At 73.4% G+C, this 26,119-nt stretch carries 22 protein-coding genes; 15 read left to right on the top strand and 7 right to left on the bottom strand.

The window, feature by feature from the left end:
* The first annotated feature begins 70 nt into the window (after positions 1 to 70).
* The gene (locus D9753_RS06765) at positions 71 to 385 is read left to right on the top strand and encodes a DUF5955 family protein (RefSeq protein ID WP_121786175.1); all 315 of its coding nucleotides are present in this window, start codon (positions 71 to 73) and stop codon (positions 383 to 385) included.
* 272 nt (positions 386 to 657) lie between these two features.
* Here D9753_RS06765 and D9753_RS06760 read toward each other — a convergent pair whose 3' ends face one another.
* The gene (locus D9753_RS06760; protein WP_121786174.1) at positions 658 to 1,452 is read right to left on the bottom strand and encodes an IclR family transcriptional regulator; all 795 of its coding nucleotides are present in this window, start codon (positions 1,450 to 1,452) and stop codon (positions 658 to 660) included.
* A gap of 274 nt (positions 1,453 to 1,726) precedes the next feature.
* Here D9753_RS06760 and allB point away from each other — a divergent pair, with 274 nt between their 5' ends.
* The 4 genes from allB to D9753_RS06740 all read left to right on the top strand — a co-directional run bounded on the left by allB (position 1,727) and on the right by D9753_RS06740 (position 5,864).
* Positions 1,727 to 3,067 (top strand): allantoinase AllB, encoded by a 1,341-nt coding sequence (gene allB, locus D9753_RS06755; RefSeq protein WP_121786173.1) that lies wholly within the window; start codon positions 1,727 to 1,729, stop codon positions 3,065 to 3,067.
* A gap of 63 nt (positions 3,068 to 3,130) precedes the next feature.
* On the top strand, positions 3,131 to 4,261 hold the full coding sequence (alc, locus tag D9753_RS06750; RefSeq protein ID WP_121786172.1) for an allantoicase: 1,131 nt from the start codon (positions 3,131 to 3,133) through the stop codon (positions 4,259 to 4,261).
* 180 nt (positions 4,262 to 4,441) lie between these two features.
* Positions 4,442 to 5,257 carry an AIM24 family protein gene (locus D9753_RS06745; protein WP_121786171.1) on the top strand — a complete coding sequence of 272 codons (816 nt, stop codon included), beginning with the start codon at positions 4,442 to 4,444 and terminating at the stop codon, positions 5,255 to 5,257.
* A gap of 211 nt (positions 5,258 to 5,468) precedes the next feature.
* Entirely contained in the window at positions 5,469 to 5,864 is a 396-nt protein-coding gene (locus D9753_RS06740) for a ribonuclease domain-containing protein (RefSeq protein WP_121786170.1), read from the top strand.
* Between the two features lie 20 nt (positions 5,865 to 5,884).
* Here D9753_RS06740 and D9753_RS06735 read toward each other — a convergent pair whose 3' ends face one another.
* Entirely contained in the window at positions 5,885 to 6,085 is a 201-nt protein-coding gene (locus tag D9753_RS06735) for a hypothetical protein (protein WP_121786169.1), read from the bottom strand.
* 179 nt (positions 6,086 to 6,264) lie between these two features.
* Between D9753_RS06735 and D9753_RS06730 the strand changes: the two genes are divergently transcribed.
* Together D9753_RS06730 and D9753_RS06725 are read left to right on the top strand one after the other, a co-directional pair.
* Positions 6,265 to 7,527 (top strand): sensor histidine kinase, encoded by a 1,263-nt coding sequence (locus D9753_RS06730; RefSeq protein ID WP_121786168.1) that lies wholly within the window; start codon positions 6,265 to 6,267, stop codon positions 7,525 to 7,527.
* Positions 7,528 to 7,685: 158 nt separating this feature from the next.
* On the top strand, positions 7,686 to 8,384 hold the full coding sequence (locus D9753_RS06725) for a response regulator (RefSeq protein WP_121786167.1): 699 nt from the start codon (positions 7,686 to 7,688) through the stop codon (positions 8,382 to 8,384).
* Positions 8,385 to 8,597: 213 nt separating this feature from the next.
* Here D9753_RS06725 and D9753_RS06720 read toward each other — a convergent pair whose 3' ends face one another.
* Positions 8,598 to 9,620, bottom strand: coding sequence for a Gfo/Idh/MocA family protein (locus D9753_RS06720; protein ID WP_121786166.1), 1,023 nt, complete (start codon positions 9,618 to 9,620; stop codon positions 8,598 to 8,600).
* A gap of 130 nt (positions 9,621 to 9,750) precedes the next feature.
* Between D9753_RS06720 and D9753_RS06715 the strand changes: the two genes are divergently transcribed.
* The 8 genes from D9753_RS06715 (at position 9,751) to D9753_RS37710 (ending at position 20,570) form a co-directional block, all read left to right on the top strand.
* The gene (locus D9753_RS06715; RefSeq protein WP_121786165.1) at positions 9,751 to 10,488 is read left to right on the top strand and encodes a GntR family transcriptional regulator; all 738 of its coding nucleotides are present in this window, start codon (positions 9,751 to 9,753) and stop codon (positions 10,486 to 10,488) included.
* A gap of 210 nt (positions 10,489 to 10,698) precedes the next feature.
* Positions 10,699 to 11,703, top strand: coding sequence for a sugar ABC transporter substrate-binding protein (locus D9753_RS06710; RefSeq protein ID WP_121786164.1), 1,005 nt, complete (start codon positions 10,699 to 10,701; stop codon positions 11,701 to 11,703).
* The gene (locus D9753_RS06705; RefSeq protein ID WP_121786163.1) at positions 11,700 to 12,740 is read left to right on the top strand and encodes an ABC transporter permease; all 1,041 of its coding nucleotides are present in this window, start codon (positions 11,700 to 11,702) and stop codon (positions 12,738 to 12,740) included. Before D9753_RS06710 ends, D9753_RS06705 begins: the two co-directional genes overlap by 4 nt.
* Positions 12,737 to 13,507, top strand: a complete 771-nt coding sequence (locus tag D9753_RS06700; protein ID WP_121786162.1) for an ATP-binding cassette domain-containing protein — start codon at positions 12,737 to 12,739, stop codon at positions 13,505 to 13,507. Before D9753_RS06705 ends, D9753_RS06700 begins: the two co-directional genes overlap by 4 nt.
* Before the next feature lie 149 nt (positions 13,508 to 13,656).
* Complete coding sequence (locus D9753_RS06695) at positions 13,657 to 14,802, top strand: ROK family glucokinase (RefSeq protein ID WP_121786161.1); 1,146 nt, start codon at positions 13,657 to 13,659, stop codon at positions 14,800 to 14,802.
* Positions 14,799 to 15,380: a sugar kinase gene (locus tag D9753_RS06690; protein ID WP_121786160.1), complete on the top strand. Its 582-nt coding sequence runs from the start codon at positions 14,799 to 14,801 to the stop codon at positions 15,378 to 15,380. Before D9753_RS06695 ends, D9753_RS06690 begins: the two co-directional genes overlap by 4 nt.
* Before the next feature lie 94 nt (positions 15,381 to 15,474).
* On the top strand, positions 15,475 to 18,330 hold the full coding sequence (locus D9753_RS06685) for a DEAD/DEAH box helicase (RefSeq protein WP_121786159.1): 2,856 nt from the start codon (positions 15,475 to 15,477) through the stop codon (positions 18,328 to 18,330).
* A complete protein-coding gene (locus tag D9753_RS37710; RefSeq protein ID WP_240468062.1) occupies positions 18,327 to 20,570 on the top strand; it encodes an SWIM zinc finger family protein in 2,244 nt (747 codons plus the stop codon). The genes D9753_RS06685 and D9753_RS37710 overlap by 4 nt, the downstream gene beginning before the upstream one ends.
* A gap of 173 nt (positions 20,571 to 20,743) precedes the next feature.
* On the opposite strand, the gene D9753_RS06670 is transcribed toward D9753_RS37710, so the two are convergent.
* The 4 genes from D9753_RS06670 to D9753_RS06655 form a co-directional block, all read right to left on the bottom strand.
* The gene (locus tag D9753_RS06670) at positions 20,744 to 22,270 is read right to left on the bottom strand and encodes a long-chain-fatty-acid--CoA ligase (protein ID WP_121786156.1); all 1,527 of its coding nucleotides are present in this window, start codon (positions 22,268 to 22,270) and stop codon (positions 20,744 to 20,746) included.
* Complete coding sequence (hemA, locus tag D9753_RS06665) at positions 22,267 to 23,514, bottom strand: 5-aminolevulinate synthase (RefSeq protein ID WP_121786155.1); 1,248 nt, start codon at positions 23,512 to 23,514, stop codon at positions 22,267 to 22,269. The genes D9753_RS06670 and hemA overlap by 4 nt, the downstream gene beginning before the upstream one ends.
* 42 nt (positions 23,515 to 23,556) lie before the next feature.
* Positions 23,557 to 25,137, bottom strand: a complete 1,581-nt coding sequence (locus D9753_RS06660; RefSeq protein ID WP_121786154.1) for a class I adenylate-forming enzyme family protein — start codon at positions 25,135 to 25,137, stop codon at positions 23,557 to 23,559.
* A gap of 145 nt (positions 25,138 to 25,282) precedes the next feature.
* On the bottom strand, positions 25,283 to 26,110 hold the full coding sequence (locus D9753_RS06655; RefSeq protein ID WP_121786153.1) for a class I SAM-dependent methyltransferase: 828 nt from the start codon (positions 26,108 to 26,110) through the stop codon (positions 25,283 to 25,285).
* Between the last annotated feature and the right edge of the window lie 9 nt (positions 26,111 to 26,119).

The following is a 26,119-nucleotide window of genomic DNA, read 5'->3' as shown; positions in this document are numbered from 1 at the left end:
CGCGTGGTGGCGCTCCCGTACGGGGTGGCGTTTACTGACCCGCGCACGACGGCGTGGCAGGGGGAGGGCTGTGTTGCGGAGCTTGGGGCAGAGGCCGGTGACCGGCAGCGACGAGGATCCCAGGGTGGTGGGACTGCGGACCGCGGTGTCCCGGCTGCGCCGCGAACTCGCCGCGCATCCGGCGGAGTTCCCCGACCGGGCGATAGCCGAGGACGAACTCGCGGCGCTGGGGGCGATGGCCTGCGGCGGCTCGCCCGAGATCCCGCGCCTGCGCAGCTCCCTGTTACTGGTCGCCGCGGCGATCGGCTCGGTCAGCGCCCTGGCCCGGGGGCTGGGCGAGGTCCGGGACGCGGTGGACCTGTTCGGCGGACCACCGAGGGCGTGAGGATGCGTCGGGGACGTGACAGCGCACCGAGGACGTGGGGCAGCACCCTGAGGGTGGGAGCGAGCCGAGGCGTGGGGCTGCACTCTGAGGGTGAGGGCGAGCCGAGGCGTGGGGCCGCACTCCGGGAGTGAGGGCGTGGGCCGTGCCGTGAGACCGCGTCGAGGACGTGGGAACGCGGGATTCCGGACCGGCCGGTGGGCGCGGGCGGCCGGTGACGCGACGGGCGCCCGGGGCCGCCGCCCCGGCCCCGCCCCCGTCGGCCGGCCCTTCCCTCAGGCGCCCGAACTCGCCAACGCCTGGGACAGTTCGACGGCGACCTGCTGGAGCACCGGCACGATCTTGTCCGTCGCCGCCTCGGTGACCCGTCCCGCCGGCCCGGAGATCGAGATCGCCGCGGCCGTCGGGGACTCCGGCACGGACACCGCCAGGCACCGCACCCCGATCTCCTGCTCGCTGTCGTCGACGGCGTAACCCGCCCGCCGTACGTCCTCCAGCGCCGCGAGGAAGCCCTCCGGCGTGGTGATGGTCTTGTCGGTGGCCGCGGGCATGCCGGTACGGGCCAGCAGTGCCCGCACCTCGTCGTCCGGCACCCCGGCCAGCAGGGCCTTGCCCACCCCGGTCGAGTGGGGGAGCACCCGCCGGCCCACCTCCGTGAACATCCGCATCGAGTGCTTGGACGGCACCTGTGCGACGTACACGATCTCGTCGCCGTCGAGCAGCGCCATGTTCGCGGTCTCGCCGGTCTCCTCGACCAGCCGGGCCAGGTACGGCCGGGCCCAGGTGCCCAGCAGGCGGGACGCGGACTCGCCGAGCCGGATCAGCCGGGGGCCCAGTGCGTAACGCCGGTTGGCCTGCTGCCGTACGTAGCCGCACGCGACCAGTGTGCGCATCAGGCGGTGGATGGTCGGCAGCGGCAGTCCGCTGGCCGCGGACAGCTCGCTCAGGCCGACCTCGCCGCCCGCGTCCGCCATCCGCTCGAGCAGGTCGAAGGCACGCTCCAGGGACTGCACCCCGCCGGCGGCGGAGGGCTTGGCGGAGTCGGTGGTGCTGGCGCTGGACGTCGGCACGGCGCGTTCCTTTCGGGACTGGCGGGAGGGCAGAAGCCTACCCGGCGGCCGGTTGACTGCCCGCTTGTACGTAGCTACGTTCTGCTTGCTGGAATTCTAATTCCGCTTTGTGGAAACGTCCAGAGCGGGTGGCGACGGCCCGTCTGTCCAGAAGTGTGCCCCTTGACTGCGGAGAAGTGGGAGTGAAGACTCCTTCAACAGAACGTTGAAGTCCGTTGTGTAGGTGTACATCCTGTTTCCCGGATGTAAAACGGCGGTACAGAGAGGGGTTCGGGTGTCCGACGCTGAACTGGTGCTGCGCTCGACGCGCGTCATCACCCCGGAGGGGACGCGGGCCGCCACGGTCACCGTGTCCGCCGGCACGATCACGGCCGTCCTGCCGTACGGCGCCGCGATCCCGGCCACGGCCCGGCTGGCGGACCTGGGCGACCACGTCCTGCTGCCCGGACTGGTCGACACCCACGTGCACGTCAACGACCCGGGCCGCACCGAGTGGGAGGGCTTCTGGACGGCCACCCGCGCGGCGGCGGCCGGCGGCATCACCACCCTGATCGACATGCCGCTCAACTCGCTGCCCCCGACCACCACCGTCGACCACCTGCGCATCAAGCAGGCCGTGGCTTGGGACAAGGCCCACATCGACGTCGGCTTCTGGGGCGGCGCCCTGCCCGACAACGTCAAGGACCTGCGCCCGCTGCACGACGCCGGCGTCTTCGGCTTCAAGGCGTTTCTGTCGCCGTCCGGCGTGGACGAGTTCCCGCATCTCGACCAGGACCAGCTCGCCCGGTCCCTCGCGGAGATCGCCGGCTTCGACGGGCTGCTGATCGTGCACGCCGAGGACCCGCACCACCTGGCCGCCGCCCCCCAGCACGGCGGCCCCCGCTACGCCGACTTCCTCGCCTCCCGCCCGCGCGACGCCGAGGACACGGCCGTCGCCGCCCTCATCGGCCAGGCCCGGCGGCTCGACGCGCGCGTGCACATCCTGCACCTGTCCTCCAGCGACGCGCTGCCGCTGATCCGCGCCGCCCGCGCCGACGGCGTCCGCGTCACCGTGGAGACCTGCCCGCACTACCTCACCCTCACCGCCGAGGAAGTCCCCGACGGCGCCAGCGAGTTCAAGTGCTGCCCGCCCATCCGTGAGGCCGCCAACCAGGACCTGCTCTGGGCGGCGCTCGCCGACGGCACCATCGACTGTGTGGTCACCGACCACTCGCCGTCCACCGCCGACCTGAAGACCGCCGACTTCGCCACCGCCTGGGGCGGCATATCCGGCCTCCAGCTCAGCCTCTCCGCCGTGTGGACGGAGGCCCGCAGGCGCGGCCACACCCTGGAGGACGTCGTCCGCTGGATGTCCACGCGGACCGCCGCCCTGGCCGGCCTGGACGCGCGCAAGGGCGCCATCGCGCCCGGCCGCGACGCCGACTTCGCCGTCCTCGCCCCCGACGAGACCTTCACCGTCGACCCGGCCGGCCTCCAGCACCGCAACCGGGTCACCGCCTACGCCGGCAGGACCCTGTACGGCGTCGTCAAGTCCACCTGGCTGCGCGGCGAGCGCATCGTCGCCGACGGCGCGTTCACCGAGCCGAAGGGCACGCTGCTCGGCCGCCCCCGGTGAGCCGGCCGCGAGCCACCCCCGCTCCCGCACCTCGCCGACCCCCGAAAGGAACCCCTGATCACCGTGACGGCGCTGCACCACTCTTCCCCGGCCCGCTTCACCGGCGACGCGAACCCCTATGGAGGCGGCGACCCGTACGCGGACTACCGCACCGCCGACTTCCCCTTCACCCACCACGCCGACCTCGCCGACCGCCGGCTCGGCGCCGGTGTCATCGCCGCCAACGACGAGTTCTTCGCCGAGCGGGAGAACCTGCTGGTGCCCGAGCGCGCCGAGTTCGACCCCGAGCACTTCGGCCACAAGGGCAAGATCATGGACGGCTGGGAGACCCGCCGCCGGCGCGGTGCCTCCACCGCGCACCCCTGGCCGACCGCCGAGGACCACGACTGGGCGCTGGTCCGCCTCGGCGCGCCCGGGGTGATCCGCGGGATCGTCGTCGACACCGCCCACTTCCGCGGCAACTACCCGCAGGCCGTCTCCGTCGAGGGCGCCTCCGTACCGGGCGCGCCGTCGCCGGAGGAACTGCTGGGCGACGAGGTGAAGTGGACGACCCTCGTCCCGCGCACCCCGGTCGGCGGCCACGCCGCGAACGGCTTCGAGGTCACCGCCGAGCAGCGCTTCACGCACCTGCGGATCAACCAGCACCCCGACGGTGGCATCGCCCGCCTGCGCGTGTACGGCGAGGTCGTCCCGGACCCGGAGTGGCTGGCGGCCCTCGCCACCTTCGACGTGGTCGCCCTGGAGAACGGCGGCCGGGTCGAGGACGCCTCCGACCGCTTCTACTCCCCGGCCACCAACACCATCCAGCCGGGCCGCTCCCGCAAGATGGACGACGGCTGGGAGACCCGCCGCCGCCGCGACCGGGGCAACGACTGGATCCGCTACCGGCTCGCCGCCCAGTCCCTGATCCGGGCGGTCGAGGTCGACACCGCCTGCCTGAAGGGCAACAGCGCCGGCTGGGCGTCGGTGTCCGTGCGGGACGGCGAGGGCGGCGACTGGACGGAGATCCTGCCGCGCACCCGCCTCCAGCCCGACACCGACCACCGCTTCGTCCTGCCAGCGCCGGTGACCGGCACGCACGCGCGGATCGACATCTTCCCCGACGGCGGCATCTCCCGGCTGCGCCTGTTCGGCTCCCTCACCGAGCAGGGCGCGAGCGGCCTCGCCGCCCGCCACCAGGAGCTGGGCGGCTGATCCGCTCCCCACGCGCGGGGAGCGACCACGTCAGCACCCTGCCCGCACGCGCGGGCGGGGCGCCCCGGCCGGACAGCACCGGGGCGCCCCGCGCGTCACCCCCGTGAACCCCGCGTCACCCCCGTGAACCCCGTCCCCGCCCGCCGGAACTCTTCCGTCCCCCTCCCGCGTTCTGTCCGTGTGACCCTTCAGCAAGAGATCGTCGGCAACGCCATGCAGATGGCGGTCGTCAACCTGCACCCCGGCCAGACCGTGTACTGCGAAGCCGGGAAGTTCCTGTTCAAGACGACGAACGTGACCATGGAGACGCGGCTGTCCGGACCTTCCGGCGGCGGCGGACAGCAACAGAACGGCTCGGGCGCGGGCATGGGCGGCATGCTGCGCCAGGCCATGGGCACCGCCATGCAGGTGGGCCAGCGCATGATGGCGGGCGAGTCGCTCGCGTTCCAGTACTTCACCTCCCAGGGCGGCGAGGGCACGGTCGGCTTCGCGGGCGTGCTCCCGGGCGAGATGCGCGCCCTGGAGCTGAACGGCACGCGCGCGTGGTTCGCCGAGAAGGACGCCTTCGTGGCCGCCGAGTCCACCGTCGAGTTCGGCATCGCCTTCGCCGGCGGGCGGACCGGCAGGAGCGGTGGCGAGGGCTTCGTCCTGGAGAAGTTCACCGGGCACGGCACGGTGATCATCGCCGGCGCGGGCAACTTCATCGACCTCAACCCGGCCGACTTCGGCGGCCGTATCGAGGTCGACACCGGCTGCGTGGTGGCCTTCGAGGAGGGCATCGAGTACGGCGTCCAGCGCGTCGGCGGCCTCAACCGGCAGGGCATCATGAACGCCGTGTTCGGCGGCGAGGGCCTGTCCCTGGCCACCCTGGAGGGAAACGGCCGGGTGATCCTCCAGTCGCTCACCATCGAGAGCCTCGCCAACGCCCTGAAGAAGGCCCAGGGCGGCGACAAACAGGGCCCGACCGGCGGCATGTTCTCGACGCACGCGGGGTGAGCCGGTGCGGCCCAGGGCGCGGGCACCGATGAGCCGCGGGCGGGTGCGGGGTCCGACGGAGGACGGCGGGCCCCGCACCCGCGGCGCGGTCGTAGGGAGTCAGCCCGGCGGGCCCGGCCGGGTTAACTCCGCGAGAACGCGCGTGACGTGATGGGAAAATCTTCAACCTTGACGTTGACATGTCAATCTCTACGCGCGTCATCATGAAGCCATGACTTTCCCCCCACGCGCGACCCGCATCGGCGCCGCAGCCGCACTCCTGTCCGCCCTCCTCGTGGGCGGCACCGTCACCGCCGGCACGGCGGACGCCGCGGCGGCGTCCGTCGGCAGCGTCTGCTACGGCGACCTGCCGTCGCAGGCCTACACCACCCTGCGCCTGATCGACCAGGGCGGCCCCTTCCCGTACTCGCAGGACGGGACCGTCTTCCAGAACCGGGAGGGCGTCCTGCCCCGGCAGACGAGCGGCTACTACCACGAGTACACGGTGAAGACCCCCGGCTCCTCCACCCGCGGCGCGCGGCGCGTCATCACGGGCAAGGCCTACGACGAGGACTACTACACCGCCGACCACTACGCCACGTTCGACCTGATCGACTACGGCTGCTGAGACCGTCCCGCCGGCACAGCTCAGCCGGACCCCCGGCTCTCCGCGACGGCGAACAGCGCGAACGCCAGCACCAGGAGCGCGGCGCTCGCGTAGACCCCGTAGCCGTCGAGGAAGCCGACCCGTTGCACGAGACCGACGTGCCAGTCGGTGAACTCGTGCACCAGGCCCAGCGCCCCCTGCACCAGGGCGACGAATCCGAGAAATTCCAGCAAGTCCTTCACGGCACGAGTCTCGCCCCGCGGCTTCCCACGCACATCGGCCGCGGGGCGGATTCCGTACCGCCACAAGGCTGTTCGCCGGCCGGCGCCCGCCATCGAAAGTCCACGGCTCCGCGACTTCGGTCGATGATCCGGGCACGGAAGGGCGGCGGTGCGCGCTCCCGTGCGTAGATTGGCCGACCGTGAGCACTGACGAGGCGGCGGGGGCGCCGCGGGAGTTCGCCGGCCGCCGGTGGCTGTTCCCCTCCGCCCTGATCCACGAACTGGACCCGGAGGGCGCGGAGTCCGGCCGGCGGCCGCGGCGTACGGCGCGCGACTGGGCCGTCGACTTCTCCTGCTTCCTGCTGGCCGTCGTCATCGGGCTGGCAGCCGCCCGGTCCCTGGCCGACGAACCGGGCCTGCCGCACTCCCTCGCCGTCCTCGACCAGATCCTGGGCGCCCTCGCCTGCGCCGCCCTCTGGCTGCGCCGCCGCCGCCCGGTCGGGCTCGCCGTCGCGATGATCCCGATCGGCCTGCTGTCCAACACCTCGGGCGGCGCGGCGATGGTCGCGCTGTTCACCCTCGCCGTGCACCGGCCCTTCCGGTACGTCGCCTGGATCGGCGGTGCCGGCCTCGCGCTGATCCCGCTCTTCTTCTGGCTGCGGCCCGACCCCGACCTGCCGTACGCCGGCATCATCGCGTTCACCTCCCTGCTCACCGTGTCCGTCACGGGCTGGGGCATGTTCGTCCGGTCCAAGCGGATGCTGATGCTGAGCCTCAGGGACCGGGCCCGGCGGGCGGAGACCGAGGCACGGCTGCGCGCCGAGCAGGCCCAGCGGCTGGCCCGGGAGGCCATCGCCCGCGAGATGCACGACGTCCTGGCCCACCGGCTCACCCTGCTCAGTGTTCACGCGGGCGCGCTGGAGTTCCGGCCGGACGCGTCCCGCGAGGAGATCGCGCGCGCCGCCGGCGTGATCCGGGAGAGCGCCCACGAGGCCCTCCAGGACCTGCGGGAGATCATCGGCGTGCTGCGGACCGGCGACGCGGAGGAGCCGTCCGGCGGGCGGCCCCAGCCGACGCTGGCCGCGCTGGACGCCCTCGTCGCCGAGTGCCGCGAGGCCGGCATGAGGATCACCCTGGACCACCGCGTCACCGACCCGGCCGCCGTCCCCGCCTCCGTCGGCCGCACCGCCTACCGCATCGTCCAGGAGGCCCTCACCAACGCCCGCAAACACGCCCCCGGCACCGAGGTCGCGGTCCGCCTCACCGGTGCCCCCGTCGACGGCCTCACCGTCACCGTCACCAATCCCGCCCCGCCAGCCCGGGTCCCGCCCGTCCCCGGCTCCGGCCAGGGCCTGATCGGCCTCACGGAACGCGCCACGCTGGCGGGAGGACACCTGGAGCACGGCCCGGGGCCCGACGGCGGTTTCGCGGTGCGGGGGTGGCTGCCGTGGGCCCGGGCGTGACGGGCGCGGCGGGCGGCGGTGCCCGGGGCGGCGTACGGGGGTGTGCGGCGGCCCCGGAGCGGCGGACCCCGCGGGCGGGCGGGCCGCACGCGCGCGCGTGCCCCGGGGTTCCGGTCCGCCCCCTCCGCTCCCGCTCCCCGGCGTGGTTTCGTGACCCCATGACTGCGACCCCGATCAGACTCCTCCTCGTGGACGACGACCCCCTCGTACGGGCCGGACTGGTCCTGATGATCGGCGGGGCCGAGGACATCGACATCGTCGGGGAGGCCGCCGACGGCGCGGAGGCCGAGGAACTCGTGCGCCGCACCGCGCCGGACGTCGTCCTCATGGACCTCCGTATGCCGTCCGTGGACGGGCTCACCGCCACCCGGCGGCTGCGGGCGCGGCCCGGCGCGCCGCAGGTCGTGGTGCTCACCACGTTCCACGCCGACGAACAGGTGCTGCACGCCCTGCGCGCGGGCGCCGCCGGGTTCGTACTGAAGGACACCCCGCCCGCCGAGATCGTCGACGCCGTACGCCGGGTCGCGGCGGGCGACCCCGTCCTGTCGCCCGCCGTCACCCGGCAGCTTGTGCGGCACGCGGCCGGGGCCGGCGGCGCCGCCGACGTGCGTCGCGCACGCGCGCGGGAACGGCTCGCCGTCCTCAACGACCGCGAACGCGAGGTCGCCGTCGCCGTCGGCCGTGGCTTCGCCAACGCCCGGATCGCCACCGAGCTGTTCATGAGCGTGGCCACCGTCAAGACCCACGTCTCCCGCATCCTCGCGCGGCTCGGCCTCGGCAACCGGGTGCAGATCGCCCTGCTGGCCCACGACGCGGGCTGGCTGGAGGACGACGAGGAGCACCAGGGCCTGTCGTGAAACGCCGGCTGGAGGTCACCGGGCTGTGCCGGCTGACGCGCGGGCGTACCGCGAGCGCCACGCAGTCGAACGCGGGGTCGACCGCCTCGACCGCCACCGGGCTGTGCTCCCGGCGCTCACTGGATCGTCCGGGCGTCGCGCGCAGCTTCGCCCTCGGAGCCAACCTGTACGTCGACGGCGGCGAGACCCGGATCGAACCACGGGCGACGCCGGTCAGCCGTACGGATGAGGTGCCCGGTCCTGAACCTCCGTCAGGGCCACCGGCCGCCGCTCCCGGCGGGAGATCTCGCAGGCCTCCGCGATCCGCAGCGCCCGCAACGCCTCCCGGCCGTCGCACGGGTTGGGCCGCTCGCCCCGCACGACCTCCACGAAGGCGTCGAGTTCGGCCTCGTACGCGGGCCCGAACCGGTCCACGAACCCCGACCACGGCTTGTCGGCGGGCGGCGGGCCGGTCGGCTCGGTGGACGCGAGGGGCGTACGGTCGTCCAGGCCCACCACCACCGTGTCCCGCTCCCCGGCCAGCTCCATCCGTACGTCGTACCCGGCGCCGTTCAGCCGCGTCGCCGTGACCGTGGCCAGGGTGCCGTCGTCCAGGGTGAGCAGCGCCGCCCCGGTGTCGACGTCACCCGCGTCGCGGAACATCCCGGGGCCGCCGTCGGAGCCGGTGGCGTAGACGTCGAGCACCTCGCGGCCCGTGACCCAGCGCAGTACGTCGAAGTCGTGGAGCAGCGTGTCACGGAACAGTCCGCCGGACAGGGGCAGCCAGTCGGGCGGGGGAGGGGACTGGTCGCAGGTCATGGCCCGAACGGTGTGCAGCCGGCCGAGCCGGCCCGCGCGCACCGCCTCCCGGGCGCCGGCGTAGCCCGCGTCGAAGCGCCGCTGGAAGCCCATGTGCAGCACCGTCCCGGCCGACTCCACCTCGGCGAGAGCGGCCAGCGTGCCCGGCAGGTCCAGGGCGATCGGCTTCTCGCAGAAGACCGGCAGCCCGGAGCGGGCGGCCCGGCCGATCAGTTCGGCGTGGGCCGGCGTCGCCGTGGTGATCACCACCGCGTCCACGCCCCACCGGAAGATCTCGTCCACACCGGGCGCCGCCGTCTCGCCCAGCCGGAGGGCCAGCTCCTGCGCGCGCGCCGGCTCCGCGTCCGTCAGGATCAGCGAGCCGACCTCGCGGTGACGGCTGAGCGTCCTCGCGTGAAGGGTGCCGATGCGGCCCGTACCGATGACCCCGATGCGCATGGAAACAAAGTGAACGGCGACCCCGCACCCTGTCAATGTGTATGTCCTGACAATCGGACTACACGACTTCCCGTCAACCAGGCACCGGACTACGCTCGGGCCCGTGCCGAAACCAGATGTGGACCCGACCGTGCCGCTCGACCTCCGCGTGGACCGTAGCTCCCCGGTGCCGCTGTACTTCCAGCTCGCCCAGCAGTTGGAGGCCGCCATCGAGCAGGGCCGCCTCACCCCGGGCAGTCTGCTCGGCAACGAGATCGAGCTGGCCGCGCGGCTCGGCCTGTCCCGGCCCACCGTCCGCCAGGCCATCCAGTCCCTCGTCGACAAGGGCCTCCTCGTCCGGCGCCGGGGCGTGGGCACGCAGGTCGTGCACAGCCAGGTCAAGCGCCCGCTGGAGCTGAGCAGCCTCTACGACGACCTGGCGGCGGCCGGCCAGCGGCCCGCGACCAAGGTGCTGGTCAACACGGTCGTCCCGGCCTCCGCCACCGTCGCCGCCGCGCTCGGCGTCGCCGAGGGCGGTGACGTCCACCGCGTCGAGCGGCTCCGGCTCGCGCACGGCGAACCGATGGCGTACCTGATCAACCACCTGCCGCCCGGCCTGCTCGACCTGGACACCGGCCGGCTGGAGGCCACCGGGCTGTACCGGCTGATGCGGTCCGCCGGGATCACCCTGCACAGCGCCCGCCAGTCCATCGGCGCCCGCGGTGCCACGGCCGCCGAGGCGGAGCGGCTCACCGAGGCCGAGGGCGCCCCCTTGCTCACCATGCAGCGCACCACCTTCGACGACACCGGTCGCGCGGTGGAGTTCGGCGACCACACCTACCGCCCGACGCGCTACTCCTTCGAGTTCCAGTTGCTCGTACGGCCCTGACCGGCCCCCGTCCGGCACGCCCCTCGGCGCCCATGTCCGGACAAGGCGGCCGGGAGAGGCTCCCCGGCCGTGTCACGGCTGCTGCCCGTGTTCGATACTGAAGTGTTTGGGGCAGGTGAGGTCACCGCCGGGACACGCCGACGGCAGAGGTCGCCCGCCCCTCACGCACGTCGGAGCAGAGCAAGAGCACAGCAAGAAGGGCACCGCCTCGTGGCACGGTTTCGGACCTGGGTAGGCATAGCGCTGGCGGGGGCACTCTCCGTGTCGCTCGCGGCGTGCAGCAGCACCGGAGGCAAGCGGGCGGAGGACGCCCGCAAGGCCGCGGCCGCCCAGGGCAGGGCGGCGGTGAACACCCCGCGCTGGACCTTCGCGATGATCACCCACTCGGGAGACGGCGACACCTTCTGGGACATCGTGCAGAGCGGCGCCAGACAGGCCGCCGTCAAGGACAACATCAAGTTCCTGTACTCGCACGACGACGAGGCCCAGCAGCAGGCACAACTGGTGGACGCGGCCGTCGACAAGAAGGTCGACGGCATCATCGTCACCCTCGCCAAGCCGGACGCCATGAAGGCCGCCGTGGCCCGCGCCGAGAAGGCCGGCATCCCGGTGATCACGGTGAACTCCGGCTCCGAGGAGTCCAAGGCCTTCGGCGCCCTCACCCACATCGGCCAGGATGAGACGATCGCCGGCGAGGCCGTCGGCGACGAACTGAACCGGCGCGGCAGGAAGAAGGCCCTGTGCGTGCTGCACGAGCAGGGCAACGTCGGCCACGAGCAGCGGTGCGACGGCGTCGCCGAGACCTTCCGCGGCAGGCTCCAGAAGCTCTACGTCAACGGCACCAACATGCCCGACGTGCAGTCCGCGATCGAGGCCAAGCTCCAGGCCGACAAGTCCGTCGACTCCGTCGTCACCCTCGGCGCGCCCTACGCCGACACCGCCGTCAAGGCCCGGTCGGACGCGGGCAGCAAGGCCGAGGTCGACACCTTCGACCTCAACGCCACGGTCGCGGCGTCGCTGAAGAACGGCACCCTCGGCTTCGCCGTGGACCAGCAGCCGTACCTCCAGGGCTACCAGGCCGTCGACCTGCTGTGGCTGTACAAGTACAACGGCGACGTCCTCGGCGGCGGCAAGCCGGTGCTGACCGGCCCGCAGATCATCACCAAGGACCAGGCGTCCGCGCTGGCCGATTACACCGAGCGGGGCACGCGATGAGCGCGGCCACGGAACCGGCGGCTGACGAAAGGGTGCTCCCGACCTCGTCGCTGCGGAGACTGCTCTCCCGCCCGGAACTGGGCTCCGTCGTCGGCGCCCTCGCCGTCCTCGTCTTCTTCGCCTGCGCCGCCGACGGCTTCCTGCGCGCCTCCAGCCTCAGCACGGTCCTCTACGCCTCCTCGACCATCGGCATCATGGCCGTACCCGTGGCCCTGCTGATGATCGGCGGCGAGTTCGACCTGTCGGCGGGCGTCCTGGTGACGTCGTCGGCGCTGGTCTCCTCGATGTTCAGCTACCAGATGACCGCGAACGCCTGGGTCGGTGTCGGCGTGTCCCTGCTGGTCGCCCTGGCCATCGGCGCCTTCAACGGCTTCATGCTCACCCGCACGAAGCTGCCCAGCTTCATCGTCACCCTGGGCACGTTCCTCATGCTGACCGGCATGAACCTCGGCTTCACCAAGCTGATCGACGGCACCGTCTCCACCAAGACCATCGGCGACATGGAGGGCTTCCCGAGCGCCCACGCCGTCTTCGCCTCGACGCTCACCGTCGGCGGTGTCGGCGTCAAGGTCACCATCCTGTGGTGGCTCGGCCTGGTCGCCGTCGCCTCCTGGATCCTGCTGCGCACCCGCACCGGCAACTGGATCTTCGCCGTCGGCGGCAACGAGGACGCCGCCCGCGCGGTCGGTGTCCCGGTCGCCCGGACCAAGATCGGCCTCTACATGGGCGTCGCCCTCGGCGCCTGGATCTCCGGCCAGCACCTGCTCTTCTCCTTCGACGCCGTCCAGTCCGGCGAGGGCGTCGGCAACGAGCTGATCTACATCATCGCGGCCGTCATCGGCGGCTGCCTGATCACCGGCGGCTACGGCAGCGCGGTCGGCTCGGCCGTGGGCGCGCTCCTGTTCGGCATGACCAGCAAGGGCATCGTCTTCGCCGAGTGGAACCCCGACTGGTTCAAGTTCTTCCTCGGAGCGATGCTGCTCCTCGCGACCCTGCTCAACGCCTGGGTCCGCAAGCGCGCGGAGGCCTCCAAGTGACACTCGTCGAGCTGACCGGCGTCAGCAAGCGCTACGGCACCGTCCGCGCCCTCGAAGGGGTCTCCCTGGAAGTCCGCGCCGGCGAGATCACCTGTGTCCTCGGCGACAACGGCGCGGGCAAGTCGACGCTGATCAAGGTGATCGCGGGCCTGCACCGGCACGACTCCGGCACCCTGCGCATCGAGGGCGAGGAGACCACCCTCTCCTCGCCCCGGGACGCCCTGGACCGGGGCATCGCCACCGTCTACCAGGACCTCGCCGTCGTCCCCCTCATGCCGGTCTGGCGCAACTTCTTCCTCGGCTCCGAGCCCCGCACCGGCGCGGGCCCCTTCAAGCGCCTGGACACCGGCCTCATGCGCCGCACCACCCGCGATGCCCTGCTCCGCATGGGCATCGACCTCCGGGACGTCGACCAGCCCATCGGCACCCTCTCCGGCGGCGAACGCCAGTGCGTGGCGATCGCCCGCGCCGTCCACTTCGGCGCGAAGGTCCTGGTCCTGGACGAGCCCACGGCGGCCCTCGGCGTGAAGCAGTCCGGTGTGGTGCTGAAATATGTGGCTGCCGCACGCGACGAGGGCCTGGGCGTCGTGCTGATCACCCACAACCCGCATCACGCGTATCTGGTGGGGGACAGGTTCGTCCTGCTCCGGCGCGGCACCATGGTGGGCAACCACACACGGGACGAGATCACCCTGGACGAGCTGACGCGCCAGATGGCGGGAGGGTCCGACCTGGAGGCCCTGCGCCACGAACTGCAACGCGGCTGAGCGGCGCCCGACCGGTCCGGCGCTCGGTCCGGCGCGGGGCCGGGCGCGGGGCGCGGCCGGCGGGACGGGGCCGCGCCCGGCACCGACGGGCACCCCCGCTCCCGCCCCGCGCAGCACTCAGCGTGAGCGTGCGGCAGAATCGACAAGCGATGAGCACCTACCGCGACCTCACCGCCCCCATCGGCTCCCGCCGGGCCCCCGTGCTCCGTACGGTCGGCACCCGCGAACGCCGGTCCCATCTGACCGCACCCCGGGTGCCGACGGTGGGCATCGACATCGGCGGCACCAAGGTCATGGCGGGCGTCGTGGACGCCGACGGCAACATCCTGGAGAAGCTCCGCACGGAGACCCCGGACAAGTCCAAGAGCCCCAAGGTCGTCGAGGACACCATCGCCGAACTCGTCCTGGACCTCTCCGACCGGCACGACGTGCACGCGGTCGGCATCGGCGCCGCCGGCTGGGTCGACGCCGACCGCAACCGCGTCCTGTTCGCGCCCCACCTCTCCTGGCGGAACGAACCCCTCCGCGACCGCCTCGCCAGCCGGCTCTCCGTACCCGTCCTCGTCGACAACGACGCCAACACCGCCGCCTGGGCGGAGTGGCGCTTCGGCGCCGGCCGCGGCGAGGACCACCTCGTCATGATCACGCTCGGCACCGGCATCGGCGGCGCCATCCTGGAGGACGGCCAGGTCAAGCGGGGCAAGTTCGGTGTCGCCGGCGAGTTCGGCCACATGCAGGTCGTCCCCCAGGGACACCGCTGCCCGTGCGGCAACCGCGGCTGCTGGGAGCAGTACAGCTCCGGGAACGCCCTCGTCCGCGAGGCCAGGGAGCTGGCCGCCGCCGACTCCCCGGTCGCCTACGGGATCATCGAGCACGTCAACGGCAACATCGGCGACATCACCGGCCCCATGATCACCGAGCTGGCCCGCCAGGGCGACGCGATGTGCGTGGAGCTGCTCCAGGACATCGGGCAGTGGCTCGGCGTCGGCATCGCCAACCTCGCCGCCGCCCTCGACCCCTCCTGCTTCGTGATCGGCGGCGGTGTCTCGGCCGCCGACGACCTGCTCATCGGCCCGGCCCGGGAGGCCTTCAAACGCCACCTCACCGGCCGCGGCTACCGGCCCGAGGCCCGCATCACCCGCGCCCAGCTCGGTCCCGAGGCCGGCATGGTGGGCGCCGCCGACCTGGCCCGGCTGGTCGCCCGCCGGTTCCGCCGCGCCAAACGCCGCCGCGTGGAACGCTACGAGCGCTACGAGCGCTACACCCAGTCCCGCCGCGACCGGGACACGGCATGACCGCGGCGCTGCCCCGCCAGGCCCCCCCGCCGGACAAACCCCGCCGGCCCGCCGAGGACCCCCGCCACAAGGCCAGACGCCGGGCGCTCACCCTGCTGATCATCGTCCTGCTCATCGGCGTACCGGCCGGCTACCTCGTGATCTCCGCCGACCAGAGCCGCAACAGCGGCAAGGACAAGGAGGAGAAGTACTCGGCGACCGGCCTCACCCCGGGCTGGCCGTCCAAGGTGCAGCGCCGCCTCTACCAGGTGACCGTCCCCCACCCCGCCGACGACATCGCCTACTACGAGACCAACAACTGGAAGACCAGCCGCCTCTACGTGCAGTTCCGCACCAACCCCGCCGGCCTGGACAGCTTCCTGGAGGCCATGGGCGCGCGCCGGGACCAGCTACGGAAGAACGAGATCGCCGTCGGCGAACGCGACCAGAAGGTCAGCGGCTGGAACTTCACCGGCCGCGGCCCCTGGCGGGGCCTGACCCACGCGCAGAAGAACCCGGCGCCCACCCAGGACGTGGTCGTCAACCTCTCCGACCCGGAACACCCGATGGTGTTCGTCGTCTCCCGCACGGTCCCCTGACCACCCGCCCCGCCCCCCGGAGCCGATTGTCAGACCCCGCCCGTAGAGTCGAAGACATCGTGATCCGGCACGCGGACGGGAGGTGGCAGGACGTATGAACAGCACGGCGGCGGTGGCCGAGCGCACGGGCGGCGGCCCGGAGACGGACACCGGGCACCCGGTCCCGGTGCGCCTCGCGTCCGTCTACCTCCCCGCGCCCCTGCCGCGCGAGGGCCGCCTCGCCTTCTGGGACCCCGACGGCGACCCGCTGCCCCCGACGGCCGGGACCGACGCCCAGGAGCTGACGGTCGTACGACGCCACGGTGCCGGCGTGCGCCGCCGGCAGGTGCCCGCGCTGACCCTGTCGCTCGCCGAGGCCCTGCCGCTGCTGGTCCGCGCCCGCCGCGACCCGGCCGCCCACCCGGCCACCGCCTGCTGGGGCGCCGCCGCCCTGCACGCCCTTCGGCTCGTCGCCCGCGGCCGGCTGCTGCCCGGCCTGACGCCCGGCGGACACGACGCCTGGCGGGCCGGCCCGCTGGAACCCGACGACATCGACCACCTGCGCGCGATCGCCGCCGCCCTGCCCCCCGAGGGCCACGCCGTGCCCCTCCCGGGCCCCGGCGCGCTCCGGCTGCCCGAGCCCGAGGCCCTGGTCCGCGCCTTCCTGGACGCGGTCGCCGACACCCTGCCCCGCACCCCCGCGGCCCCCTGCGCCGCCGGCCGCCCGTTCGCCGCCCGCGAACCGCAGGCCCTGCCCGGGGCCCACGCCTGGGCCGCCGAGGTCGCCGCCGGCATGGACGCCGGCGTCCGGATCTCACTCCGCCTGGACCTGTCCGCGTACGAGGTGTTCGACGCCGGCGCGCACGAGGACGCGCGCGCCGCGGGAGCCGCGATCGTGCAGGTCCACAGCCTCGCCGACCCCACCCTGGTGGCCGACGCGGCGGCCCTGTGGGCCGGGGAGGCCGACACGGCGTTCGGCCCCCGCGCCCGCGTCGACGCGGCCCTGGCCGTACGGCGCGCCGCCCGCGTGTGGCCGCCCCTGGACCGCCTCGCCCAACAGGACGCACCCGACGTCCTCGCCCTCTCCGAGGAGGAGCTGGGCGACCTGCTCGGCGTCGCCGCGAGCCGGCTGGCCGCCGCCGGAGTCGCCGTCCACTGGCCCCGCGACCTCGCCCGCGACCTGACCGCCGCCGCGGTGATCAGGCCGGCGCCCGGTTCGGCGACCGACGGCACCGGCTTCTTCGAGAGCGAGGACCTGCTCCGGTTCCGCTGGCAGCTAGCACTCGGGGGCGACCCGCTCAGCGAGGCCGAGATGGACACCCTCGCCGAGGCCCACCGCCCCGTCGTCCGGCTCCGGGACCGCTGGGTGCTCGTCGATCCCGCCCTCGTCCGCAGGGCCCGCAAGCGCGAACTGGGCCTGCTCGACCCCGTCGACGCGCTGTCCGTCGCCCTCACCGGCACCGCCGAGGTCGACGGCGAGACCGTCGAGGCCGTGCCCGCCGGAGCGCTCGCCGCCCTCCGCGACCGCCTCACCGCGGGCCTGCACCCCGCCGACCCGCCCCCCGGCCTGCACGCCACCCTCCGTGACTACCAACTGCGCGGCCTCGCCTGGCTCGACCTCATGACCTCCCTCGGCCTCGGCGGCTGCCTCGCCGACGACATGGGCCTCGGCAAGACCGTCACCCTCATCGCCCTCCACCTCAAACGGGCCCGCACCGAACCGACCCTCGTCGTCTGCCCGGCCTCCCTCCTCGGCAACTGGCAGCGCGAGATCACCCGGTTCGCGCCCGGCGTCCCCGTCCGCCGCTTCCACGGCCCCGACCGCACCCTGGACGACCTCACCGGCGGCTTCCTCCTCACCACGTACGGCACCATGCGCTCCACCGCCGCGCGACTCGCCGAACAGCCCTGGGGCATGGTCGTCGCCGACGAGGCCCAGCACGTGAAGAACCCCTACTCGGCCACCGCGAAGGCGCTGCGCACCATCCCCGCCCCCGCGCGCGTGGCGCTCACCGGCACGCCGGTCGAGAACAACCTCTCCGAACTGTGGGCCCTGCTCGACTGGACCACCCCCGGCCTCCTCGGCCCCCTGAAGTCCTTCCGCGCCCGGCACGCCCGCGCGGTGGAGAACGGCGAGGACACCGAGGCCGTCGAGCGCCTCTCCCGGCTGGTCCGCCCCTTCCTGCTGCGCCGCAAGAAGTCCGACCCCGGCATCGTCCCCGAGCTGCCGCCCAAGACCGAGACCGACCATCCGGTGCCCCTCACCCGGGAACAGGCCGCGCTGTACGAGGCGGTGGTGCGCGAGTCGATGCTGGCCATCGAGACCGCCGGGGGCATGGCCCGCCGGGGCCTGGTCCTCAAGCTGCTCGGTGCCCTCAAGCAGATCTGCGACCACCCGGCGCTGTACCTGAAGGAGCAGCCGCGCCCCGACGGCCTGGCCGCCCGCTCGGGCAAACTCGCCCTCCTGGACGAGCTGCTGGACACCCTGCTCGCCGAGGATGGCTCCGCCCTCGTCTTCACCCAGTACGTCGGCATGGCCCGCCTCCTCACCGCCCACCTCTCCGCGCGCGCGATCCCCCTGGACCTCCTGCACGGCGGTACCCCGGTGCCGGAGCGCGAGCGCATGGTCGACCGCTTCCAGAGCGGCGAGACCCCGGTTCTCGTCCTCTCCCTGAAGGCCGCCGGCACCGGCCTGAACCTCACCCGCGCGGGCCATGTCGTCCACTTCGACCGCTGGTGGAACCCGGCGGTCGAGGAACAGGCCACCGACCGCGCCTACCGCATCGGCCAGACCCAGCCCGTCCAGGTCCACCGCCTGATCACCGAGGGCACCGTCGAGGACCGCATCGCCGAGATGCTCGCCGCGAAGCGCGCGCTCGCGGACGCCGTCCTCGGCTCCGGCGAGGCCGCGCTCACCGAACTGACCGACCGCGAGCTGTCCGACCTCGTCTCCCTGCGGAGGACGCCATGACGGCCGCCGACCGCCCCGGCGACGCCGCCCGCCGGGCCCTGCGGGCGGCCAGGAACCGCTCCGAGGCCGACACCCGGCCCCCGACCCCCGACGCGGTCGAACCGGGCCCGGGCCGGGCGGCGCGTGCGGTGGCCCCGGAGGACGGCGTGCCTGGAGCCGACGGGGGAGAAGGGGCGGCGGCGCTGCCGGGGGGTGCTGAGCCGGGGGCCTCCGACGCCGCTGCCGCGGCGCCGGAGCCGGGTTCGGCCGGTGCCGCGGGCAGGCGTCCCGGTGACGTCGCCCGCGAGGCGCTGCGCGCGGCCCGTCGGGATGCGCTGCGCGTGGAGACGGGGGAGCGCCGGGGCGGGCGGCGCGTCCCGCCGCGCTCCGGTCCCTCGGGCCCGGGTTCCCCGTCCGCACCGGCGGAGGGCAGCGGGGGCGCCAGGACCAGGGCCGTACAGGACATACGGCACTACTTGGCGAACGCTTTCCGGATGCCCGCGTGGACGGAAACACCGGAGGAGGGGGCGGAGCCGGAGGGGTTGGCCGAGCCCGAGGGGCCGGTGGAGGACAAGGGGTCGGTGGAGGACAAAGGTGCGGTGGCGCCCGGGGAGCCCACCCGTGCCACGGCCACACCCACCGAGCCGCCCGCTTCGGCGTCCCCGCTCACGCCTGCGCCACCCGTGCCCTCGGCACCGACCCCGGCATCTACTCCCGCCTCCGCCTCAGAGATGACCGCGCACGCCCCGCCGACTTCAGCGCCGGCGTCCTCGCCCACCCCTTCGACGCCCGCCTCCCCCGCCGCCATGTCTTCGGCGTCCCCGTCCTCGACCACGTCGCCCCCGCCCGAGGCACCACCCGCCGCTCCCTCGGCCCCCGCGTCCTCGGCCGTCGCCCCCGCGTCTCCGGCGCCGGCCCCCGCCCTCTGGGGCTCTCGGTCCGCGCCCGTTGCCTCGGTCTCCGCGGCGGTGGCTGCGCATGTGCCCGCGACCATGGCCACCCCGCACCGCGACACCGAACTGCGGCGTACGTTCGCGGCGTTCGGGGCCCGGGCGGCCGGCGGGGACGGGGAGTCGTTCGCGGGGACCTGGTGGGGCAACGCCTGGGTGGCGGCGCTGGAGCGGGGCGCGCTGGATCCCAAGCGGCTGGCGCGTGGCCGGGGTTACGCGGACCAGGGGCACGTGGACGCGATCACCGTCACCCCGGGGCTGGTACTGGCGTACGTGCGCGGCAGCCGGCCCCGTCCCTACCGCGTACAGGTGCGGCTACGGACGCTGGAGGACGAGGACTGGGAGCGTTTCCTGGACGCGGCGGCCGACCGGCCGGGACACATCGCGGCGCTGCTCGACAAGGAGCTGCCCCACTCCCTCGCCGACTGCGGCGTCGGCCTGCTGCCCGGCCCCGGCGACCTCGCCCCCCGGTGCAGTTGCCCCGACTCCGGCCACCCCTGCAAGCACGCCGCGGCGCTGTGCTACCAGACGGCCCGCCTCCTCGCCGCCGACCCGTTCGTGCTGCTCCTGCTCCGCGGCCGGGGCGAGAAAGAGCTGCTCGACGCGCTGTCCCGGCGCAGCGCCGCCCGCGCGGCCCGCGCCGCCCAGGACAAGCAGCCGCAGTCCCTGCCCGGTGTCCGGGCCACGGACGTCCTCACCTCGCGCCGGCTGCCGCCGCTGCCCCCGCCGTCGCCGGTGCCGCCGCATCCCGCGCAGCCTCCGGTGTATCCGTCGGCGCCCGGCGGCCCGGACCCCTTCGCGCTGGACCAGTTGGCGACCGACGCCGCCGCCCGCGCCCACGCGCTCCTCGGTACGGGGCGCGATCCGGTCGGCGGGCTGACCCTGTGGCAGGACGCGGTGCGCCTCGCCGCGGCCCGCCCCGGTTCAGGGCTGACCGCCGGCACCCGCACGCTGTACGCCACGCTGGCCGGCGCGGCGGGCCGCACCCCGGCCGACCTCGCGCGGGCCGTCGCCGCCTGGCGGCAGGGCGGCGCGGAGGGGCTGGCCGTCCTGGAGGAGCCCTGGGATCCGCCGGCCGGCCGCTTCGACCGGGCCCGTCCGCTGCTGCTCGCCGCCGATCTCCCGGCGTTCCGTCCCTGGCGCAACCGCCTCACCCATCCGCGTGGCCACGTCCAGCTCCGCCTGGGCCGCGACGGCCTGTGGTACGCCTACGAGTCGGAGCCGGGCCAGGACGACTGGTGGCCTCGTGGCACCCCCGACCTCGACCCGGTGGGCGCCCTCACCGGACTCGGCGTACCGGACGACCTGTGACCGGCACCGGCACCGGCACAGGCACCGGCACCGGCATCGCAGGGCCATCGGCCCCGGCACCGGCATCGCAGAGCACCGGCACTGGCACAGGCGCCGGCATCGGCACAGGCACCGGAGCGGGTGTCACCGCCTCACCCGTTCCCGGCCGAGCCTCCTGACCTCGTGAGCACGAGTCACGCGTAGCGCTGTACCAGCAGGCGCTTGAGCACCTTGCCGCTGTGGCCGGTGGGCAGGGCCCGGGTGAACTCGACGCGGCGCGGATACTTGTAGCCCGCCAGGCGGTCCCGGCTCCAGGCGACGATGTCGGCGGCCAGCGCCGGGCCTTGCGTGAACTCCGGCCGGGTCACGACGACCGCGCAGATCTCCTCGCCCAGCCGGTCGTCCGGGATCCCGATCACCGCGGTCTGCTCGACGGCGGGATGCCGCAGGAGCGCCTCCTCGACCTCCCGGGGATAGACGTTGTAGCCGCCGCGCAGGACGATGTCCTTCTTCCGGTCGACCAGGCGCAGACAGCCGTCCGCCTCCAGCACGCCCAGATCGCCCGAGCGGAACCAGCCGCCGACGAGGACGGCGGCCGTCGCCTCGGGCAGGCCGAGGTATCCGGACATCACGTTGTGACCGCGGATCACGACCTCGCCGACCTCGCCCGCGGGCAGCAGCTCGATGCGGTCCTCGAGACCGGCCCGGGTGATGCCGACCTCGACACCGGCGATCGGGGTCCCGACGGTGCCCGGCCGGGTGACCTGTCCCGGCTGGTTGTAGGCGACGCACGGGGAGGTCTCGGTCAGCCCGTACCCCTCGTACACCTGACAGCCGAACGTCTCCTGGACCCGGTCGAGCACCGGGACCGCCAGCGCCGAACCGCCGCTGTACGCCCGGTGCAGCCGCGGCGCGGGCGTGCCGTCCGGCACCGCCTCCAGCAACGCGTGGTACATCGTCGGCACGCCCATGAACACGGTGCAGCCGTACCGGCTCATCAGGGCCAGCGCGTCGGGCGCGGTGAACCTCGGCATCAGCACGACCGTCGCGCCGGCGTGGAAGGCCACGCTCATGACGCAGGTCTGGCCGAAGGTGTGGGACAGCGGAAGACTGCAGAGCAGCACGTCGTCGGGCCGGACGTCGAACGGGGAGACGGCCGTCACCTCGATGTTGGTGACGATGTTGCGGTGCGAGAGCATCGCGCCCTTGGGGCGGCCGGTGGTGCCCGAGGTGTACAGGATGGCGGCGATGTCGTCGGGGGAGCTGGGGAAGTACCCGGCGACGGGGGGTGCCGGCTCGGGTGGGTCCAGTCGTACCCCGTCGGTGTCGTCGACGCCGACCGTGAACAGGGTGGCACCGGCGGTGGCCGCCGCCTTGGCGCCCTCGTCCAGCGTCGGCGCGGCGCAGACCAGCGCGCGTGCGCCACTGTCGGCGAGCACGAACTCGATCTCACCGGACCGTAGTTGTGTGCTCATCGGGACCACGGTGGCGCCCAGCGCGAGCGTGCCGTAGTAGGCGACGGGGAAGTGCGGGGTGTTGGGCAGCAGCAGTCCGACCCGGTCACCGGGGCCGATCCCGTGCCGGCGCATCTCGGCGGCGTAGCTGCGGGCGCGTTCCCACAGCAGCCCGTAGGGCACGGGGGTGTCCTCGAAGATCACCGCCGGCGCGTCCGGCCGCCGTGCCGCTGTGTCGGCGAGCACGGCGGCCAGGGGTCGGGTCACACCACTTCCTTCACGGGCGAGGACGATCCCCGCCGTGCGGAGGCGGTCGTGATGCCCAGGTCACGCCAGATCCCGGCGAGCGCCTCGGCGAACTCCTTCACATCGGTGGGGGTGTGGGTCGCCGACGGCGCGATCCGCAGCAGTTCGTCCCCCTCGCGCACGCTGGGGGCGTTGATGGCCTGCACGTAGATGCGGTGCCGGTCGAGCAGCAGCGCGGACGCCTGCTTGCACAGCGTGTCGTCGCCGACCACCGCCGAGACGATGTGCGAGTCGGAGGACTTGTAGGGGATGTCGGCATCGTCCAGCAGCCGGTGCAGCAGCCGGGCGTTCTCGGCGAGCCGCTGCCGTTCCAGCTCGGAGCCCCGCAGATGCCGTACCGCGGCCAGCGCGCCCGCCGCGGTGGCCGGCGGCAGCGAGGTGGTGAACACGAACGCGCGGGAGGTGGCCCGGACGTAGTCGATGAGCCCGTTGGGCCCCGCGATGTAACCGCCCACCGTGCCCAGGCCCTTGGCGAGCGTGCCCATGATGATGTCGAACCGGTCGGCGATGCCCTCGCGCGCCGCGATACCCGCGCCCTCCGGCCCGTACATGCCGATCGCGTGCACCTCGTCCAGGAACGTGGTCGCTCCGTGACGCCGCGCCAGCTCGGCGATCTCGGCGAGCGGGGCGACATCGCCCGACATCGAGTAGACCGACTCCAGCACGATCAGTTTCGGCAGTTCCGGGTCGGTGTCGGCGAGCAGTTGCGCCAGGTGCTCGACTTCGTTGTGCCGGAATATCCGCTTGGTCGCGCCACTGTGCCGCAGTCCGTCGATGATCGAGGCGTGGTTCAGCTCGTCCGAGAACACCACGGTGTCGTCCGGGGTGCCCGCGAGCACCGTCAGCGCGCCGTCGTTCGCGGTGTAGCCGGAGGTGAACAGCAACGCGGCGTCCTTGCCGTGCCAGTCGGCCAGCTCCCGCTCCAGCTCGACGTGACGGTGGTTCGTCCCGCCGATGTTGCGCGAACCGCCGGACCCGGCACCGAACTTGGCCACCGCGTCATGCACCGCGGCCAGCACCAGCGGATGCTGGCCCATGCCGAGGTAGTCGTTGCTGCACCACACGCTCACCTCGGCGCTCCCCTCGGGGACGCGCGCGAGGGCGGTCGGGAAGTTGCCGGCCTGCCTGCTGATCTCGAGGAACGTACGGGAGGGTGTCTGGGCCGGAGTGACCTCGGTCGTGAAGTGTTCCAGATGCGTGGGCATGGTTCTCCGAATCTCCGCTACGGATTGGGGTCCTGCCTGCTGTCAGGCGTGCGACGCGTGTTCCAGTCGCAGGCGCGGCTTGTCGGGCTTTCCAGCCGCGTTCAGGGGAATCTCGTCGAGAACGAGCACCTGTTCGGGGACGTGCGCCGGCGAGAGTATGTTGCCGAGGTGTCCGCGCACCGCGTCGATGGCCACCGAGGTGCCCGGCCGCAGGGTGATCGCGGCGTGCAGATGTTCCATGCCGTCCTTGCCCAGGAAGCCGTACACGACCGCCTGGGCGATCCCGGGAAGCGTCAGCATCGCCCGTTCGACCACCGTGGGGTACACCTTGACCCCGTCGATCTTGGCCATGTCGGCGACCCGGTCCAGCAGGTGCAGATAGCCGCGTTCGTCGCGGTAGCCGATGTCGCCGGTGTGGTACCAGCCGTCGCGCAGCACCCGCGCGGTCAGCACCTCGTCAAGGTAGCCGTCCATGACGTGCGGGGACCGGACGCGCACCTCACCGACCTGCCCGTCGTCCAGCGGGGCGCCCGTCTCCAGGTCGCTGATGCCGATCTCGACACCGGGGAAGGGCCGCCCCACCGTCGCCTGCAGTTCCGGGTCGGCGTGGTCCTCCGGCAGCAGGCAGCTGATCCTGGCGCTCTCGGAGGTGCCGTACTGCTGGAACAGGCTGGGTCCGAACAGCTTGACGGCCTCGGCGAGCCGGGCCGGCGCCGCCGGGCTGCCGGCGTAGTCGATGCGGCGCAGCCCGGCCAGCCCAGCGGCCACCGGATCACGCAGCCCCCGTTCCTCCAGGCGGTCGAGCAGCCGGTACAGATGACTCGTGGCCATGAAGGTCCGGGTCACCGCGTGCTCGTTCACCGCCTGGATCCAGGGATCCGGCGCGAACTCCTCCAGCAGCACCAGCCGGCCCCCGTCGATCAGCGCGGCATCGGCCAGCTGGCCGACCGTCTGGCTCAGCGGGGTGCCGATCAGTGCCGTGATCCGCTCGGCCTCCCGGCCCAGGGCGATCGTGCCGTACACCACGCTGTCCCAGGACCGCCGTGACTTCCTGATGCCCTTGGGCCGCCCGGTGCTGCCGCTGGTGAACGCGATGGCCGCCAGGTCCTCCGGCGACCACGGCACCGGCCGGTGCGGACCCGGATCGTCGCCGGGCGTGACCTCCAGCGCGCCGGGCACGCCGGGCCCGATGAGCGGGACACCGGCCCGCCGCGCCAGCTCGGCCGCCCGGTCGGCACTGTCCCGGTCGGCGTACAGGACCGCTGCGCCGGTGGTCCGCAGGATGTCCAGTTGATCATCGACCGACAGCATGGCCGTGCTCGACCCCGGGTTGGTCGACCGCAGGTGTCCGACGGCCGCCCCGAGCAGATGGGCCGCGTGCCGCACTCCGAGTATGTCGGGGCTGTTCGGCGAGGTCAGTACGGCGACGACCGTGCCGTGGCCCACTCCGCACTCGTGCAGGGCACGGTAGGTCCCGGTCACCGAACCGAGGTGCGCGCCCCCCGTGATCCAGGAACCGCGGTGGTGCAGCACCGGTTTCTCCGGTTCCTTCGCGAGCACGGAAAGCAGTTCGGCCACGTAGCCGCCCGCCGCCGCCCACCATTCCCCGCTATCGGTCGCCATACTGATCGCTCCCTCTGACCGGATCTCTTTCGCTGACAGGGGAAAACCTCGAGCCGGAACGCGGTCGGAACAGCCGGGACCGGGCACCTCGCGAGCAGGCTCAAGGGGGGTTCGGACGGACGGGGTCCCGGTCAGGTCCCGGCGCTCAGCCGCCCACGAACTCGGCGCGCACCAGCCAGCTTCGTGAGGGCCCCTTCCGGTCCCGGGGCTGGACCTGGAACGGCCAGTCCTCGTGCGCCGTGGTCGGCTCGCCGGGCTCCTTCACATCGCGCGCCTTCCAGCCGAGCGAGGCCAGGTACTCCTCGGGCTCGTCGGTGCCGAACAGCCACGGCGTGCCGTCCTCCTCCAGCTTGCGGCGGAAGTCGCGGGAGAACGGGCTGCGCAGCAGCGCCTGGCTGACGAAGTCCACACCCAGCCAGCTCCCCGGCGCGGAGGCCGAACCGAGGGAGCGCAGCAGGTTGGTCGCCTGCTCCTCGGTGAGGAAGAACAGCAGCCCCTCGACGACCCACAGGGTGGGCAGGCCGCGGTCGAAACCGGCCTGCTCCAGGTCGGGCAGCCAGTCCCGGCGCAGGTCGACGGCCACCTCACGGCGGGTCACCCGCGGCTGTGCGTCCAGCGCGGTCAGCCGGCGGCGCTTCTCCGCCAGCAGCGCCGGGAAATCGACCTCGTACACCGTCGCGTCGTCCGGCCAGTGCAGCCGGAACGAGCGGGTGTCCATGCCGGCGGCGACGAACACGATCTGGCGGATGTCGTTGTCCGCCAGGATCTGCTCGACGCTCTCGTCCAGGTATCGGGTGCGGATGGCGATGAATGTGGTCAGTCCGCTGCCCCGGTTCTTCTCCAACAGGTCGAATCCGCGTGGGGCGGCCAGTTCGCGGGCGAAGGGGTCCTCGAAGATCGCCCGGTCGCCGCGTTCGGTCTCCAACGCCCGCGCCGCGGCCGTCCACTGGGCCGTGTACGAGACGGCTTCCATGAATGCCTC

Source organism: Streptomyces dangxiongensis, from assembly GCF_003675325.1.
Classification (GTDB): Bacteria; Actinomycetota; Actinomycetes; order Streptomycetales; family Streptomycetaceae; genus Streptomyces; species Streptomyces dangxiongensis.
Note: the sequence above shows the minus strand (reverse complement) of the source record. Positions and strands in the feature narration are given on the sequence as shown.